Genomic DNA, 15899 nt, shown 5'->3' with positions numbered 1-15899 from the left:
GGTGCTAGTCGGTGAACTCGGTGGCGACGATCAGCTCGGCGATCTCGGCCGCGTTGAGGGCCGCGCCCTTGCGCAGGTTGTCGCCGCAGACGAACAGGTCGAGCGTGTTGGGGAAGTCGAGGGCCTGCCGCACCCGGCCGACATAGGTCGGGTCGGTGCCCACGACGTCGATCGGCATCGGGTAGACGCCGTTGGCCGGGTCGTCGACCAGCACGACGGTCGGCGCCGCCTCAAGAATGCGGTGGGCGTCGGCCACGGTGATCTCACGCTCGAAGGTCGCGTGGACCGCGAGCGAGTGGGTGGTGATCACCGGGACGCGGACACAGGTGGCCGAGACCTTCAGCGACGGGATGCCGAGGATCTTGCGCGACTCGTTGCGCAGCTTCAGCTCCTCGGACGCCCAGCCGTCTTCCTTGAGCGAGCCCGCCCACGGCACGACGTTGAACGCGACCGGCGCCGGGAAGGTGTCGTCGCCGTCACCGAGCTTGTTCTGCAGCACCTTGCGCACGTCACCGGCGGTGGTGCCGACGGTGCGGTCGCCGGCCAGGGCCTCGACCTCGTCGTAGAGACGAGCGGAACCGGCGACGCCGGCGCCCGAGACGGCCTGGTAGGAGGAGACGACGAGCTCGGTGAGCCCGAACTCCTCGTGGAGCGCGCCCATGGCCGCCATCATCGACAGCGTGGTGCAGTTGGGGGTCGAGACGATGCCCAGCGGGCGGTTGGCGGCGTCGCCCGGGTTGACCTCGGGGACCACCAGCGGCACCTCCGGGTTCATCCGGAAGGTGCCCGACTTGTCGATGACGATCGCGCCGCGCTCGGCCGCGATCGGCACCCAGGTGGCCGACACCTCGTCGGGCACGTCGAAGATGGCGATGTCGACGCCGTCGAACACCTCGGGCGCGAGGGCCTGGACGGCGACGTCCTCACCACGGACCGACAGCAGCTTGCCGGCCGAACGGGCCGAGGCGACCAGGCGGATCTCGCCGTAGATGTCCTCCCGGCCGGAGATGATCTCCCGCATGACGGTGCCGACGGCACCGGTCGCGCCGACGAGGGCGAGGGTGGGCTTGGTGCTCATCGGCCGGTTCCTCCGTAAACCACAGCTTCAACCTGGTCGGCGTCGAGATTGAACGCCGAGTGGGCGGCGTTGACCGCCGCGTCGACCTGGTCCTGGTCGACGATGACCGAGATGCGGATCTCCGAGGTGGAGATCATCCCGATGTTGACACCCGCGTCGGCGAGCGCCCCGAAGAACTTGGCGGTCACACCGGGGTGGGACCGCATGCCCGCGCCGATCAGCGAGACCTTGCCGATCTGGTCGTCGAACAGCAGCGTCTCGAAGACCACCTGGGCCTGCATCTTCTTCAGCGCCGTCAGCGCCGTGGAGGCGTCGCTCGTCGGCAGCGTGAAGGAGATGTCGGTCCGGCCCGTCGCCGCCGCCGACACGTTCTGCACGATCATGTCGATGTTGATCTCGGCGTCGGCGAGCGTGCGGAAGATGGCGGCAGCCTCTCCGACCTTGTCGGGCACGCCGACAACGGTGATCTTCGCCTCGCTCCGGTCGTGTGCCACGCCGGAGATGATGGGCTGCTCCACTTCGGTTCCTTCGGTCGCGGGGTCGGAGGTGACCCAGGTGCCTTCCTTGGTGCTGAACGAGCTCCTGACGTGGATGGGGAGGTTGAACCTCCGCGCGTATTCCACGCAGCGCAGGTGCAGGATCTTCGCGCCGCACGCGGCCATCTCGAGAGTCTCCTCGTAGGAGATCTTCGGAATCTTCCGGGCCTTCGCGGCGATCCGGGGGTCTGCGGTGAAGATGCCGTCGACGTCGGTGTAGATCTCGCACACGTCGGCCCCGAGGGCCGCGGCGAGGGCGACGGCGGTCGTGTCGGAACCGCCGCGCCCGAGCGTCGTGATGTCCTTCGTGTCCTGCGAGACACCCTGGAACCCGGCCACGATCGCGATGTGGCCCTTGTCGAGGGCGTCGCGCAGGCGGCCGGGCGACACGTCGATGATCCGCGCCTTGCCGTGGGTCGAGTCGGTGATCACACCGGCCTGCGACCCGGTGAAGCTGCGCGCCTCCTGGCCCAGGTTGGCGATCGCCATCGCGAGCAGCGCCATCGAGATCCGCTCGCCGGAGGTCAGCAGCATGTCGAGCTCACGGCCTGGCGGCAGTGGCGACACCTGCTGGGCGAGGTCGAGGAGCTCGTCGGTCGTGTCGCCCATCGCGGAGACGACGACCACGACCTCGTTGCCCGCTTTTTTCGTGGCGACGATCCGCTGCGCGACACGCTTGATGCTCGTGGCATCGGCGACGGACGAACCACCATACTTCTGGACAACGAGCGCCACTGGGTATCTCCGAACGAATCAGGACGTGGAGCTCACATTCTATCTGTGGGTCTCAGAGGGCCAACTGAGTTAGCCCAGCATGTGGACAGTGCTCAGACCACTGTCACCTCTTCGGCCACATCGAGCCTCGTGTGCGCCACCAGTGCCTGCAGTGCCCGCAGTGCCGCCCCGGCGTGGTTGCCCCAAGTGTTGAAGTAGGAGTACTGCCACCACCAGATCGCCTCAAGAGGCCGGCCGGCCTTGTAGTGGCGCAGCCCGTGGATCAGGTCGGCGGCCACCGCCGTCAGGTCGTCGGACAGCCGGTAGGGGGTGACCGAGGTGTCCTTGTAGGGGTCGAACACCTCGGCGTAGTCGTCGACCGGGCCCAGCCGGGCCGCCAGCGCCACCCGCAGCGGGTCGATGTCGGGGTCTTCGCTCAGGGCGGGCTCGACGTTGCCCTGGAGGATCACGTCGTGGACCGCGGCGAGCTGGGAACCCGCCAGGCTGACCTGGGCGACCTCCACCAGCAGCAGCGGCAGGATCGCGTCGCCGCCCTCGCCGCCCGCCAGCCTGGTCAGGCCGTCGATGTAGTTCTGGGCGTGCCCGCCGACCCGGTCGGCCAGGTCCTTCCACTCTTCGTCAAACATCCAGCAGTCTCCGTCCTTCGAAAGCGCGGCCCAAGGTGACCTCGTCGGCGTATTCCAGATCGCCGCCGACGGGCAGACCGCTGGCCAGCCGAGTGACCTTTAAACCCATCGGTTTGACGAGCCGGGCCAAATAGGTGGCCGTGGCCTCGCCCTCAAGGTTCGGATCGGTGGCGAGGATGAGCTCCGTCACCTCGCCGTCGGCGAGCCGGGCCATCAGTTCGCGGACCCGCAGGTCGTCGGGGCCGACCCCGTCGATCGGGCTGATCGCGCCCCCGAGCACGTGGTAGCGCCCCCGGAACTCGCGCGTCTTCTCGATGGCCACGACGTCTTTCGACTCCTCGACCACACAGATGACATGGGGGTCGCGGCGCTGATCACGACAGATCCGGCACTCTTCCTCGGCGGCCACGTTGCCACAGACGCGGCAGAAACGCACCTTCTCCTTCACTTCGAGAAGTGCGTGGGCCAGCCTTTTCACGTCGGCGGGATCGGCCGACAGCAGATGGAAGGCGATGCGCTGCGCGCTCTTGGGACCGACGCCGGGCAGCAGGCCCAGCTCGTCGATCAGGTTCTGGACGACGCCTTCGTACATGACTTAGAAACCTGGAAGCTGGCCGAGGCCTTGCGACAGCGGACCGAGCTTCTCCTGCTGGAGCTCGCCGGCGGCGCGGACGGCGTCACGCACGGCCGCGATGACCAGATCGGCGATCGTCTCGACCGTCTCGGCGGCGTCGCCGGAGTCGACGACCTTCGGGTTGATCTTCAGTTCGAGCAGCTCGCCACTGCCGTTGACGGTCGCCACAACCAGGCCCCCGCCCGCGCTTCCCTGAACCTCGGCGTCGTTGAGCTCCTGCTGCGCCGAGACGAGCTGCTGCTGCATGAGCTGAGCCTGCTCCAGCAACTGCTGCAGGTTGACTTCTGGGTTCACAATCGTGCGCTCCTCAGCGACCGGAGACGTTGTTCGTCCCGACGAGCCTACGGTGTTTGCCGCTCATCTGACACCGGAGCACGGAGCGTGTTCATTGGTGCTGCCCTGGCCGGGTCCCGGCCCCCCTCCAAGCGTCCGAGACCCGGCCTTTTCCACCCTGGGTCGGCCGCGGCCCGGGGTGGCAGACCAAACGTAGCCACCGGAACGTTGCATACAGGTTGCGATCAATCGGTTACTCCTGGAGATTGTGGCCTGTGAGATCTCGCGACACGATCATCTCGGCGTCCTGGCGCCGATCACTCGCCGCCGGGGTCGATCCGGGGGCCAGAACAGCTCCTTTCGTGTACGACACCAGCGACGTCACCGCGGCGCGAGCCGCCCATCCGCTGCGCGAGCTGCTGCCCCTGCTCCATCACACCCTGCTGCAGATCGCCGACGAGGCGGCCCACATCATGGTGGTCACCGACGCCGACGGGAACATCCTCTGGCGCGACGGCCACCGCGAGGTCCTCCGCCACGGCGACCGCATCGGCCTGGCCGACGGTTTCGCCTGGTCGGAGTCCGCCGTCGGCACCAACGGCATCGGCACCGCGCTGGCCGCCGGGGCCCCCACGAGCGTCTACGCCGACGAACACCTCGTCGAGGCCCTCCACGGCTGGTCGTGCGTCGGCGCCCCGATCGTCGACCCCGACACCGGCGACGTCCTGGGCTGCGTCGACATCAGCGGCATCGCCCGCTCCCTGCCCCCCGCCACGGTCGCCCTGATCGGCGCCGCCGCCCAACTGGCCGAGAGCCACCTGGCGCTGCGCATGAACGAGAACGACGAACGCGTCCGCAGCCGCCACGCCGCCCGCTCGGGGGTGCTGGTGTCGTGCAGCGGCCGGGTGATCACCGGAGACCGGTTCCGGGGGGAACGTGTTTCACTCCCGTCCGAGGGCGACCGCCTCGTCCTCCCCGACGGCCGCGTGGGCGACGTGGAGTTCCTCGGCGACTCCTACCTGGTCAATCCCCGTCGCGGAACCGTCCCCCGCCTGTCGTTGACCGTCCTCGGCGGAACCCCGTCCGCCGAATACGGCGGCAGCCGCATCACCCTTTCCCTCCGCCACGCCGAGATCCTGACCCTCCTGGCCACCCACCCCCGCGGCCTGACCGCCGAACAGCTCTCCTTCCTCCTGTACGGCGACGACGGCAACCCCGTGACCATCCGCGCCGAGATCCACCGCCTCCGCGCGCAGCTCCCCGGCGCCGTGGCCGCCAAGCCCTATCGCCTGGTCGGCGAGGTCACCGCCGACCTCCTGGCCGTCCGCAGGGCGCTGACCACCGGAGACCTCGACACCGTCGTGGCCCGCTACCAGGGCCCGCTGCTCTCCCGCTCGGAGTCCCCCGCGATCCGCCGCGAACGGAACGAACTGGAAGCCCGAGTGAGGTCCGAGATACTGGGCAAGGGCACCGCCACCCACCTCTGGAGTTATGCACAGACCAGCGGAGGCCACGACGACGTCGCGATCCTGGAGCGCATCATGTCGGTCGTCCCGGCGGAGGACCACCGCCACGCGGCTGCGTCGGTCCGCCTCACTCACTCCTTCTAAGGAGAGCACCACATGATCGGCACGCTCCTCATGGCCGGCGTCCTGGCGATGTCCGCCCCCGCCGCCGGCTCGCCCTCCCGCGACGGCGGCACCGTCAGCGGCTTCGCGATCACCCACGTCCCGGCGGTCACCGGAGAGTCGGTGAGCGACTTCCAGTCCGAGTGGGAAGACGTGACCTTCGAGACCCGCGTGTGGGAACGCGAAACCCCCGACGGCCACCAGGCCGACCTCCGCGTGGCGGTCCTCAGAGGCGACGCCCTGACCGATCTGCCGTCCCTGAAGGAGTTCCTGACGGAATACGACGAACGCGAGACCTGGGACCTACAGGAGTTCTCGAAGGACGGGACCCCCGGGCTGGCCACCGGAACCGAGGCGTTCTGGCTCGACTCCCCGGGCGTAGCCCTGACCGTGAGAATCACCGAGAACCCCCTGACCCCCGACGACCTGATGGCCGTGGTCCAGGGAATCAGAAGCGAATAGCAACCAGTTCAGGGCCGGCCCGAGGTCTGAACCTCCCGGAAGCGAAAACGCCCCTAGGCCCTGCGGCCGGGCCGAAGTGCTCGCCCGTGGGGCCTTCGCGGCCAGCCGGCCTGTGCCTGGCCGAGCGCCACCGCTCTTGGTTGCGCTACACGGGCAACGGACCTGCTGTTCAGGAGTGGTCGATCTCCTGGATGACCCGGCCGCCCAGTTCCTTCTGCAGCAAGGCCAGGCCTGAGAGGCCGTCGGAGTCGACGTCGGCGTCGTTGTCGGGGTCGACGTCGTCTTCGTCGGACTTCTTCGCCCGCGCGGGCACCGCATCAGGCCAGGCCTGCCGGGCGGGCGCGGAGGTCGCCTGGCGGGGTGCCGGCGTCGCCGGTTGGGACGCCCTGGGCGGCGGGGCCTCGTAGGCCGACTGCGGGGCGGGGCGTTCGAACTCGTCGGTCGGCGCGTCAGGCCACGACTCGTCGGTGGACGCCTTCTCCGGCTGTCTCCGCGCCGGAGCGGACTCCCGAGCGGGCGCCGCCTGGGCGGACTGGGTCTGCTGAGCCGCCGGGGCTGACTGGACCGGCGCAGACGGCTGAACCGGAGGCGGCGGAGGCGCCGGTGGCGGCGTGGGCTGCGAAGGACGGGTCGACTGCCCACCGCCCGTGCCGCCCGTGACGACGTCGACCCGCCAGTGACCACCGAGCACGTCCCCCAGGGCGGCGGCGACGACCTCGTCGCGCTTGCCCTTGAGGAACCCCTGCACGTCTCCCGGCTTCTCGAAGCCGACCGTCACCACGTTCCCCTCGGCGCCCAGCAGGCGACCTTGGGCGTTGATGATCATCCACGCGACCCGCTGCCGGTTCTTGACCGCCTCCAACACCTGCGGCCACACCTGCGCCACAACGCCGGCACTGGCAGGCACCTGCGGGGCACTCGGCTGAGCAGGCGGCGGGGCGCCGGCCTGCGCAGGCGGAGGCGCGTTCGTCTGCGCTCCCGACGGGACATCGGCAGCGGACGGCCCACCAGCCCCGGGCTTGACGGCCGCCGGCCAGTCATCGGCCGGGGGAGCAGCGGCCCGAGCTGCGGGGACACCACCCGAGCCAGGCTTCACGGTCTCGGGCCAGTCGTCGACACCCTGCGGGCTCGCGCCTACCGGGGCCCCACCCGATTGGCCAGCGCCAGACTGCCCCTGCTGAGAGCCGGACTGCGGAGCCGAACCGTTCGCCGCATCACCCTGCGACGCCTGCCCCGACTGCGCGCCAACCTGGAAGCCTTGCTCCTGCTGAGACCCAGGCTGGCCGGGCGAGGTCCCTGGCAGCGACGTGTGACCTTCGTAAGCCCCAGATTGCGAGGCATGAGCTTGGCGAGCCACGGACTGCGAGGTCTCGACCTGCGCAGACCCCGGTTGCGAAGCATGGCCGGGGTGACCACCGGACTGTGATCCCGGCTGCGCGGCATGGCCTGGGTAAGCCCCAGAAGCTTGACCCTGCTGAGCCCCAGGCTGCGCGGTATGGCTCTGATAGTTGGGCTGACCGGCCGACCCCATATGCCCCGGCTGCGCCCGGCCCGCGTAAGAAGGAGCTCCCGGCCCCGAGGCGTACTGGCCCCCGCCACCCTGCGGAACGCCGTCGCGTTCCAGCCGCTCCAGGCGGGCGAGCATGGCCGCTTCGCCGCCTTCCGCCGCCGGAAGAAGGATGCGGGCGCACATCAGCTCAAGCAGCAGCCGAGGAGAGGCAGCCCCCCGCATCTCCGTCAGGCCGGCGTTGAAGATCTCCCCCGCCCGGGTCAGCTCCGCCGGCCCCATCGCCGCGGCCTGTGCCTGGAGGCGTTCCAGCTCGTCGGCAGGCCGGTCGAGCAGACCGTTGGCCGCCGCCTCGGGCACGTTCGCCAGGATCACCAGGTCGCGGAACCGCTCCAGCAGGTCGGTCGCGAACCGGCGGGGGTCGTGGCCGCCCTCGATCACCCGGTTCACCGCCTGGAAGACCAGCCCGCCGTCCCGCCGGGCGAAGGCTCCGACGATCTCGTCGAGGAGGTCGCCGTCGGTGTAACCGAGCAGGGACACCGCGCGGGAGTAGGTGATCCCGTTCTCGTCGGCCCCGGCGAGAAGCTGGTCGAGGATCGACAGCGAGTCCCGGGCCGAGCCGGCCCCCGCGCGTACGACCAGAGGAAGCGCCGCGGGCTCGAACGGCACCGCCTCTGACGCCAGGATCTCCTCCATGAGCGCTTTCAGAGTCGCCGGAGGCATCAGGCGGAACGGATAGTGGTGGGTGCGGGACTTGATCGTCCCGATGACCTTCTCGGGTTCCGTCGTCGCGAAGACGAACTTCAGGTGGGGCGGCGGCTCCTCGACGAGTTTGAGCAGCGCGTTGAAACCCTCGCGGGTCACCATGTGCGCCTCGTCGATGATGTAGATCTTGAACCGCGCCGACACGGGCGCGAAGAAAGCCCGTTCGCGCAGGTCACGCGCGTCGTCGACACCACCGTGAGAGGCGGCGTCGATCTCGATCACGTCGAGGTGGCCGGCGCCCGTCGGGGCCAGGGCGACACAGGACTCGCACACGCCACACGGATCGGGAGTCGGCCCCTGCTCGCAGTTGAGGCTCCGGGCGAGGATCCGCGCGCTCGACGTCTTGCCGCATCCCCGGGGCCCGCTGAAGAGGTAGGCATGGTTCACGCGCCCGCTTCTGAGGGCCTGGCGGAGCGGGTCGGTGACGTGCTCCTGCCCTTTGACCTCTGCAAACGTCCCAGGACGGTATTTGCGGTAGAGCGCGAGACTCATGGACGGTCTCCTCGGGGAGAGCAGAACCGGAAGCAAAGAACCCCCCGCACACCCGCCAGAGCCCGCTTATCCTTGCTGCCTTCCGGCCCTGGGGAGGTTCACAGGATGACGCCGCGCGAGGGGTCCGAGGACAGTCTAGCCGCCGCCCCGACCACCCGCGCCCAGTGCTCCGGATCGGAAGGACAGCGCATGCGCGAAGTCATGTAAGCTTCTCGGCGGAGGATTCGCCTAGTTGGCCTAGGGCGCACGATTGGAAATCGTGTTTCGGGAGACCGATCAGGGGTTCAAATCCCCTATCCTCCGCCACCAGAAGGGGCCGGTCGATTTGCGACCGGCCCCTTCTTCCTTTTCAAAGCCACTTTCCGTTACGGCTCCGCCCACCCTCACACCGCCCACCGCCCCGGGCAGGCCCCGCACCCGGCGCCAACCGGCCGCGCCCACCTCGCCCGCCAACGAGTTCCCGCAGGCCACAAGGGTCGTATACCCGACCTATACCGCTCCTTCCTTCACTCGGAGTCGTCCAGCCGAGAGAAGGAGAGATCATGAAGATCCGTAAGAGAATGGCGGCCGCCGCGCTGGCCCTCGGCGTGGGCGCGGCCCTGCTGCCCGCCTCGGCCGCTCTGGCGGCCAACTCCGAGTGCACCGTCCAGAACTTCTGGACCACCTGCTCGACGGGGAACGTCCAGGCGCATCCCACCGGCCACTACATCCAGATCACCACGTTCGAGTCCTACATCCCCAATCCCATCTGCGATCCGAGCGAGATCCGCTTCAAGCTCGTGGACGCCGTCAACGGCAAGGTGGTCTACCGCGGCACCGGAGCCGTGCAGATCACGGTCGGCGGCCTGTACAGCAGCTACTACGGCCGCCTGGACAACTGCGCCCGGATGTCGATCCGCATCAACAACTGGTGACCTGCCGAGCCGGCGCCTCCACGTGAGGCGCCGGCGCATGATCGCCCTTCTCCGGGGAAGTCACGCCGTCATGGATTTCGACGACCAAGCACAGCTCGACGGCTCTCAGGTCGAGAACCGCGGCCGGGGTGGCATCCCCGGTGGCGGGCTTGCGGTTGGCGGCGGCGCGGCCGGCATCATCGCGCTGATCGTCGCTCTCGTCTTCGGCTTCGACATCGGTGGTCTCACCGGTGGCGGAGGCGCGGAGAACCCCGGCGTCCAGCCGTCGTCCGGCAACCTCAGCGAGAAGTGCCAGAAGGGCACCGACGCCGACCAGGACGAACAGTGCAGGGTCGTCGGCGTGGTCAACAGCCTTCAGGACTACTGGGCCACCAAGGTCGACGGCTACCAGCCGGCCAAGACGGCCCTCTTCGAGCAGGGCGTCCAGACCGAGTGCGGCGCGGCCGAGTCGGCCGTGGGGCCCTTCTACTGCCCGGTCGACCGCTATGTCTACCTCGACCTCAGCTTCTTCAACCAGCTCGAATCGCAGCTGGGCGCCAAGAACACCCCGTTCGCCCAGGCCTACGTGATCGCGCACGAGTACGGCCACCACGTACAGAACCTGACGGGCACGCTTGAGCAGAGCGGCGGCGAGGGCGCGGAAAGCGGATCGGTACGGGTGGAGCTCCAGGCCGACTGCTACTCCGGCGTGTGGGCCAAGAACGCCGTGGACACCGGCTTCTTCGCCAAGCCCTTCACCGACGCCGACATCCAGGAGGCGCTGGCCGCCGCCTCGGCGGTGGGCGACGACTCGATCCAGCAGAAGAGCGGTGGCCAGGTGAACCCGGACGCGTTCACCCACGGCACCTCGGAACAGCGGGTCACCTGGTTCACGAACGGCTACAAATCAGGGGATCCCGCCCGATGTGACACGTTCTCCGGGTCGATCTGACCCCGCCCACCTTCGTCTCATAAACTACATAGCGTGATCTTTAAGTTGGTCGGCGACGAACGTCCCTATCCCGAGCACCGGCTCGGGCATCGAGAGTGGGCGCAGATTCCGCCCCGCCAGGTCAGACTGGACGCTCTCATCACCACCAAGGCCGTCCTCGACCTGCACTCTCTGCTGGCCAAGGACTCCACCTTCTACGGTGACCTCTTCCCGCACGTCGTGCAGTGGGAAGGCGAGCTCTATCTGGAAGACGGGCTCCACCGGGCCCTGCGCGCGGCGCTGCACCAGCGGTCGGTCCTGCACGCCCGCGTTCTCGAACTCTAGAAACACGAAAGGCCCGGTGCTGTGAGCACCGGGCCTTTTCATGTGGCGGTGGTGGTGGGATTTGAACCCACGGTAGGTTGCCCTACACGCGCTTTCGAGGCGCGCTCCATCGGCCACTAGGAGACACCACCGCGCAGCAGCTTACCGGACTCCGGTCACTGTTGGCGCCGCGCGGCGAAGAAGGCCGAAAGGAGCGAAGAACATTCTTCCTCCCGTACGCCCATGATCACCTCAGGCCGATGGTTCAGCCGCCGGTCGCGCACCACGTCCCACAGCGACCCCACGGCCCCGCCCTTCTCGTCGACGGCCCCGTAGACGATCCGGTCGACCCGGGCCAGCACGGCGGCCCCCGCGCACATCGTGCAGGGCTCCAGCGTCACGACGAGGGTGCAACCGGGCAGCCGCCACTCGCCCAGCGCCGAAGCCGCGGCCCGCAGGGCCAGGATCTCGGCATGGGCGGTCGGATCGCCGGACGACTCCCGGGCGTTCCCGGCCCGCGCCAGAACCCGGCCGCCCGCATCCACCACAACGGCCCCGACGGGCACCTCGCCCCGCTCACCCGCCTCGGCGGCCTCAAGCAGGGCCAGGCCCATCACCTGGTCGTACGAGATCACCTGAGCCGGTCGAGCTCTTCGCCGAACGAGAGGCGCTCGGCCACGACCGACAGGACGTCGGCGGGCAGCATGCCCTCCTCGACGCTCAGCTCCAGCAGCTCCTCGGCGCGCAGCCCGAAGTCGGCCAGCAGCTCGAAGTCACCACCCGGCCGGACCCCGAGGTCGGGCGTCTCCTTGTCGACCGCGATGCCGGCCAGCTCGGCGAACAGCTCGCCGAGCGGGTCGCTCGCCCCGGCCTGGGCGTCGGATAGGAACACCCGGGGGTCGAGCTCGCCCTCGTAGCGGACGAGGGCGAACCATTCGTCCTCGACCTCGACGCAGAGCAGCACGAGCTCGTCGCCGGACAGGCCGAGGGCCTCGCTGACAGCGTCGCCGACGTCGTCGGCGATCTCGGCCTCGGACAGGTCGACCTCGGCCCCCGACCAGCGGCCGTTGGTTCGCAGGAAAGCGGCGGCGAAGAGATTGGTTCGCGTGGGCATGGCGAGGTCCCGAGGTTTCTCAGCCGATGATGGCGTCGACGGCGCGTTCGAAGGGGTCGCGGAATCCGAGTCGGGCGGCGATGCTGAACAGCACCTCGTCGGGGTAGAGGTCGCGGTCGCCTGACAGCGCCCCCAGCTCCATCTCGTCGAGGCCGAGGTCGGCGAAGACCGACAGGTCGCCCGCGGGCAGCACGCTGTCGAGCTCTTCCTCCTCGGGAACCGGGATGTCGATGAAGTCGAGGACCTGCCGCGCCAGCGGCCACTCCCACGACGCGGTGATGTCGGACAGGAAGACACTCACCCGCTCGCCGAAGACCCGTAATGCCACGAAGAAGTCATCCCCCACAGCCACCAGGCCAATCGTTCCGGCGCTGCTGGGCTGCTGGCGAAGGGCCTGGAGGAGACCTCTGAGGTCAGAGGTGAGCGCCACCGGGAGCATCTCCGCTTCCCACTGGTCGTCTTCGCGGTAGACCACGATGGCGAAGTCAAGTACGTCTTCGTCGGTCATCTGGTCTCCACGGACGCGGTCATCACGGCCGTAATGGTTTCAGACGCGCGACACCCCCGTCCGGTTGTCGCGCAAATTGTGATCAAAACCGCCGGGCGGGTTCGGATGTCTGTTCCGCTACGCGGTACCTTCTGTACCCATGGAGACCCATGTCGTTGATCATCCGCTCGTTTCGCACAAGCTCACGACACTTCGTGACGTGCGGACCGACTCGCCGACCTTCCGGCGGCTGGCTGACGAACTGGTGACCCTCCTCGCTTACGAGGCCACGCGTGACGTGCGCGTCAGCGAGGTGACCGTCGAGACACCCCTGGTCTCCACTCAGGGTGTACGACTCTCCCGCCCCACACCTTTGGTAGTGCCGATCCTGCGGGCGGGCCTCGGCATGCTCGACGGGATGATGCGGCTGCTCCCCACGGCCGAGGTCGGCTTCCTCGGGATGATCCGCAACGAGGAGACCCTGGAGGCCTCTACTTACGCCACCCGCCTGCCCGAGGACCTCTCCGGCCGGCAGTGCTTCGTGCTCGACCCCATGCTCGCCACCGGCGGCACCCTGTCGGCCGCCATCGAGTTCCTCTTCGCCCGCGGCGCCGAAGACGTGACCGCACTGTGTCTCCTGGCCGCCCCCGAGGGCCTGGCCCACCTGGAGTCGGTCTTCCACGACTCGGGCCGCCCCATCAAGGTCGTCACCGCCGGTCTCGACGAGCGTCTCAACGAACTGGGCTACATCCTCCCCGGCCTGGGCGACGCCGGAGACCGGCTCTACGGTGTCGTCTGATTAGTTACACTTGGTGACTGCTCGGGTACGTACAGTAGTGACGACGTCTCTTTAGCGTCACTCGCTGTACGTGGGGGCGCGCACCAGGGAGAGCCATGAGTCAGTACGAGCAGGTCGAGGCCGCGCTCCGTGACGAATTCGCCGGTGTCCATCCGGCCGCCACAGTCACACGCTGTATTCAGGCCGCCCACCATGGGGCCGTGGAAGTGACGGGTCACGCCTATCCCGGGCTGGTGGAGCGCATCGCGCGCCGGCATCTCCAGGTTCTCGCTACCGCGACGGAGTCATAGCGAGGCCGGTAGTTCCGGCTTTATGCGCTTTACCGAACCAGGTGCCTGGGTAATCTATGACTCAGTGGGAGTGGTGACGGCAAGTGCAGGTCAAGAAGATTCTCAAGTGGGGAGCTGTTGCTCTGGTGGCTTTCTACCTCTTGTCGCGGCCGCATGACGCCGCTGACACCGTGACCGGCGCGGTCACGGGGGTCGTCAACGGTGCCAACTCAGTCGCCCAATTCTTCGCGCGACTGTCATGAGACTGGTCACCCACGGGGACTCGGCCCCGTCCTCCGTCAACCGCTACTTACTTCCCCACGAGCACCAGGTCATCATGGTCCGGCGTCATCCGGCCGTGCTGCTCCGTCCGGTCGCCGAGATCTTCGGCGGCCTGATCCTCGCGGGACTCGCCAGCCAGTTTCTCGGCGCCGGCGAAAACGGCCAGGCCCTCGTCATCATCTGGTGGGCCTGGCTTCTGCTGCTGATCCGCTTCGTCTGGAAGGTGGCGGAGTGGTCGGTCGACTACTTCGTCGTGACGTCCCAGCGGATGATGCTGGCCACCGGGCTGATCACCCGGAAGGTCGCGATGATGCCCCTCGGCAAGGTCACCGACATGAGCTTCCAGCGTGACCTCATGGGCCGGATCCTGGGCTACGGGGAATTCGTCATGGAATCGGCCGGTCAAGACCAGGCCTTGCGGACGGTCCCTTACATTCCGTACCCCGAGACCCTTTACCTCGAGGTCTGCCAGATGATCTTCCCGAACAAGGACGACTCGGACGACTAGCGTCCGAAATGCCGCTTTCCAGCAAGGATTCCCGAGGAGCGAACATAGTTCGCCCTCGGGATTCTTGACGGGAGGGTTACCCGATTCGACAGCTTCGTGCCATCATGGCGGGACCATTGACCAATCCCCTGCCCTGAGAGAACAGATGCCGAGTCAGGGAACCATAGGCGACCGCGTCCGAGCGCTGCGACTGAGCAGGCGCATGTCCCAGGCCCAGCTCGCTGGGCCCGATCTGTCCGACAGCTACGTCTCTCTCATCGAATCGGGGAAGCGAACGCCGACGCCCGTCGTCGCCCGCCTTCTCGCCGAGCGACTCGGCTGTACGACGGAGTTCCTCCTTCACGGAATCGAGCCGCGTCAGCGGATCGACACCGAGCTTGGCCTCCGGCACGCCGAACTCGAGCTGCACCACGGCGACCCGGCCATGGCGGCCGACCGATTCAGTGACATCGTCAAGGCGGCCGGCGAGGACAACGCCATGCTCGCCGCCCACGCCCGTCTCGGCCGGGCCCGCGCGCTTGAGGCGCAGGGTCGCATCGGCCGGGCCGTCGAAGCATACGAACGACTCCGGCGGGAGGCCGGCGCCCACCCCGAGCGCCTGGCCGCACTGCCCCTTACCGTCGCCCTCTGCCGGTGTTACCACCGGGCCGGCGACCTTGCTCGCGCCCGTGACCTTGGAGCGCACGCGCTGGCCCGTGTCGAGGCCCTCGGGGTGACCCAGGGTGAGCTCGCCGTGGAGCTGGCCGCCGCGCTTGCCGAGACCGAGACCGGACTTCCGTTCGTCGACCGCGTGCTCGTGGCCAATGGGCTGCCGCAGGTCGAAGACCGAACGACCGAGATCCTCGCGCTCTGGCAGGCCAGCGTGACCGCCGCAGAAGGGGAGGACTCGGCGCTCGCGGTGCAGCTCGCGGAGGACGCGATCGCGGCCGGACGGCCGTCGCGCATGGCGGTCCGGATGGCCCGCATCGCGATGACCTGGGCGAAGATCACAGCCACCCACCCCGAAGACGCCGATCTGGACCGCGCCAATGTCCTGGCCGCGTCCGCCGGTTCGGTGCTGGGCGCTTTCCCGTCCGAACACCTCGACCACGCTCGCAGCCTGATCGTGATGTCGTCGGTGCGCCTGCGCTCCGGTGACACCGAAGGCGCCAGTGACCTGGCCAATCGCGCTCTCGACCAGCTCGTCGGCATCCGGGGCACGATTCCCGCGACCGCCTATCTCGTGCTGGCGGAAGTCCATTTGGCACGGTCCCAAGATGCCTCCACGGAGCTTCGCAAGGCGCAGGACTTGCTTGCCGCGACCGGGCCCGCGCCCGACCGCGAGGCGGCCCGCACCTGGCGTGAGCTGGGCGACCTCTGGGGCCAGGCCGGTTCCCGCGAAGATCAGTCGAAGGCGTATCGTAGGGCGCTCGAAGCGGTGGGCGTCCACGCGAACATGCCGGGGATCGTCGCACCCGCGGTGCTCACCCGGTAAGAGCCAGACAAGCCTCCTAGAGCACCGGATTTGTGCCGGAAGCTCTGGAATAATTAGGGTCGACCAGTCATTGACTCATGGG

At 68.5% G+C, this 15899-nt stretch carries 19 protein-coding genes, 2 tRNA genes and 1 other RNA gene; 11 read left to right on the top strand and 11 right to left on the bottom strand.

The window, feature by feature from the left end; all coding sequences use genetic code 11:
- Positions 1-4: 4 nt before the first annotated feature.
- The 5 genes from AW270_RS03745 to AW270_RS03725 form a co-directional block, all read right to left on the bottom strand.
- Positions 5-1078 (bottom strand): aspartate-semialdehyde dehydrogenase, encoded by a 1074-nt coding sequence (locus tag AW270_RS03745; RefSeq protein ID WP_061290632.1) that lies wholly within the window; start codon positions 1076-1078, stop codon positions 5-7.
- Entirely contained in the window at positions 1075-2349 is a 1275-nt protein-coding gene (locus tag AW270_RS03740; protein WP_061290630.1) for an aspartate kinase, read from the bottom strand. Before AW270_RS03740 ends, AW270_RS03745 begins: the two co-directional genes overlap by 4 nt.
- A gap of 92 nt (positions 2350-2441) precedes the next feature.
- A complete protein-coding gene (locus AW270_RS03735; RefSeq protein WP_061290628.1) occupies positions 2442-2975 on the bottom strand; it encodes a DUF5063 domain-containing protein in 534 nt (177 codons plus the stop codon).
- Positions 2968-3567: a recombination mediator RecR gene (recR, locus tag AW270_RS03730; RefSeq protein WP_061290626.1), complete on the bottom strand. Its 600-nt coding sequence runs from the start codon at positions 3565-3567 to the stop codon at positions 2968-2970. Before recR ends, AW270_RS03735 begins: the two co-directional genes overlap by 8 nt.
- A gap of 3 nt (positions 3568-3570) precedes the next feature.
- Positions 3571-3903, bottom strand: coding sequence for a YbaB/EbfC family nucleoid-associated protein (locus AW270_RS03725; RefSeq protein WP_174549839.1), 333 nt, complete (start codon positions 3901-3903; stop codon positions 3571-3573).
- Positions 3904-4157: 254 nt separating this feature from the next.
- On the opposite strand from AW270_RS03725, the gene AW270_RS03720 reads away from it, so the two are divergent.
- Positions 4158-5492 carry a helix-turn-helix domain-containing protein gene (locus AW270_RS03720; RefSeq protein WP_157521663.1) on the top strand — a complete coding sequence of 445 codons (1335 nt, stop codon included), beginning with the start codon at positions 4158-4160 and terminating at the stop codon, positions 5490-5492.
- Between the two features lie 12 nt (positions 5493-5504).
- Positions 5505-5972 (top strand): hypothetical protein, encoded by a 468-nt coding sequence (locus tag AW270_RS03715; RefSeq protein WP_061290623.1) that lies wholly within the window; start codon positions 5505-5507, stop codon positions 5970-5972.
- A gap of 169 nt (positions 5973-6141) precedes the next feature.
- On the opposite strand, the gene AW270_RS03710 is transcribed toward AW270_RS03715, so the two are convergent.
- Together AW270_RS03710 and ffs are read right to left on the bottom strand one after the other, a co-directional pair.
- On the bottom strand, positions 6142-8736 hold the full coding sequence (locus AW270_RS03710) for a DNA polymerase III subunit gamma and tau (protein ID WP_061290621.1): 2595 nt from the start codon (positions 8734-8736) through the stop codon (positions 6142-6144).
- Between the two features lie 31 nt (positions 8737-8767).
- Positions 8768-8865: signal recognition particle sRNA small type (ffs, locus tag AW270_RS03705), an RNA gene on the bottom strand.
- A gap of 88 nt (positions 8866-8953) precedes the next feature.
- Here ffs and AW270_RS03700 point away from each other — a divergent pair.
- The 4 genes from AW270_RS03700 to AW270_RS03685 all read left to right on the top strand — a co-directional run bounded on the left by AW270_RS03700 (position 8954) and on the right by AW270_RS03685 (position 10905).
- Positions 8954-9042, top strand: a tRNA-Ser gene (locus tag AW270_RS03700).
- Positions 9043-9278: 236 nt separating this feature from the next.
- Positions 9279-9650, top strand: a complete 372-nt coding sequence (locus AW270_RS03695) for a hypothetical protein (protein WP_157521662.1) — start codon at positions 9279-9281, stop codon at positions 9648-9650.
- A gap of 37 nt (positions 9651-9687) precedes the next feature.
- Positions 9688-10581: a KPN_02809 family neutral zinc metallopeptidase gene (gene ypfJ, locus AW270_RS03690; protein ID WP_245674556.1), complete on the top strand. Its 894-nt coding sequence runs from the start codon at positions 9688-9690 to the stop codon at positions 10579-10581.
- A gap of 33 nt (positions 10582-10614) precedes the next feature.
- Entirely contained in the window at positions 10615-10905 is a 291-nt protein-coding gene (locus tag AW270_RS03685) for a type II toxin-antitoxin system VapB family antitoxin (protein ID WP_061290615.1), read from the top strand.
- Positions 10906-10948: 43 nt separating this feature from the next.
- Here the strand turns inward: AW270_RS03685 and AW270_RS03680 are convergent.
- The 4 genes from AW270_RS03680 to AW270_RS03665 form a co-directional block, all read right to left on the bottom strand.
- Positions 10949-11036: transfer RNA gene (locus tag AW270_RS03680), tRNA-Ser, on the bottom strand.
- A gap of 24 nt (positions 11037-11060) precedes the next feature.
- A complete protein-coding gene (tadA, locus tag AW270_RS03675; RefSeq protein WP_061291428.1) occupies positions 11061-11498 on the bottom strand; it encodes a tRNA adenosine(34) deaminase TadA in 438 nt (145 codons plus the stop codon).
- Between the two features lie 17 nt (positions 11499-11515).
- Entirely contained in the window at positions 11516-11998 is a 483-nt protein-coding gene (locus tag AW270_RS03670; protein ID WP_061290613.1) for a tRNA adenosine deaminase-associated protein, read from the bottom strand.
- A gap of 19 nt (positions 11999-12017) precedes the next feature.
- Positions 12018-12506: a tRNA adenosine deaminase-associated protein gene (locus AW270_RS03665; protein ID WP_061290611.1), complete on the bottom strand. Its 489-nt coding sequence runs from the start codon at positions 12504-12506 to the stop codon at positions 12018-12020.
- Between the two features lie 139 nt (positions 12507-12645).
- On the opposite strand from AW270_RS03665, the gene upp reads away from it, so the two are divergent.
- The 5 genes from upp to AW270_RS03645 all read left to right on the top strand — a co-directional run bounded on the left by upp (position 12646) and on the right by AW270_RS03645 (position 15817).
- Complete coding sequence (upp, locus tag AW270_RS03660) at positions 12646-13284, top strand: uracil phosphoribosyltransferase (RefSeq protein WP_061290608.1); 639 nt, start codon at positions 12646-12648, stop codon at positions 13282-13284.
- A gap of 95 nt (positions 13285-13379) precedes the next feature.
- Complete coding sequence (locus AW270_RS03655) at positions 13380-13574, top strand: three-helix bundle dimerization domain-containing protein (RefSeq protein ID WP_061290607.1); 195 nt, start codon at positions 13380-13382, stop codon at positions 13572-13574.
- Between the two features lie 83 nt (positions 13575-13657).
- Positions 13658-13816 carry a hypothetical protein gene (locus tag AW270_RS40435; protein WP_170991084.1) on the top strand — a complete coding sequence of 53 codons (159 nt, stop codon included), beginning with the start codon at positions 13658-13660 and terminating at the stop codon, positions 13814-13816.
- Entirely contained in the window at positions 13813-14343 is a 531-nt protein-coding gene (locus AW270_RS03650; protein WP_061290605.1) for a PH domain-containing protein, read from the top strand. Before AW270_RS40435 ends, AW270_RS03650 begins: the two co-directional genes overlap by 4 nt.
- Positions 14344-14488: 145 nt before the next feature.
- Complete coding sequence (locus AW270_RS03645) at positions 14489-15817, top strand: helix-turn-helix domain-containing protein (protein ID WP_061290603.1); 1329 nt, start codon at positions 14489-14491, stop codon at positions 15815-15817.
- Positions 15818-15899: the final 82 nt, after the last annotated feature.

It is taken from the genome of Herbidospora cretacea (assembly GCF_001570605.1).
In the GTDB taxonomy this organism is placed as follows: Bacteria; Actinomycetota; Actinomycetes; order Streptosporangiales; family Streptosporangiaceae; genus Herbidospora; species Herbidospora cretacea.
This window is presented reverse-complemented; position numbering and strand designations above follow the sequence as displayed.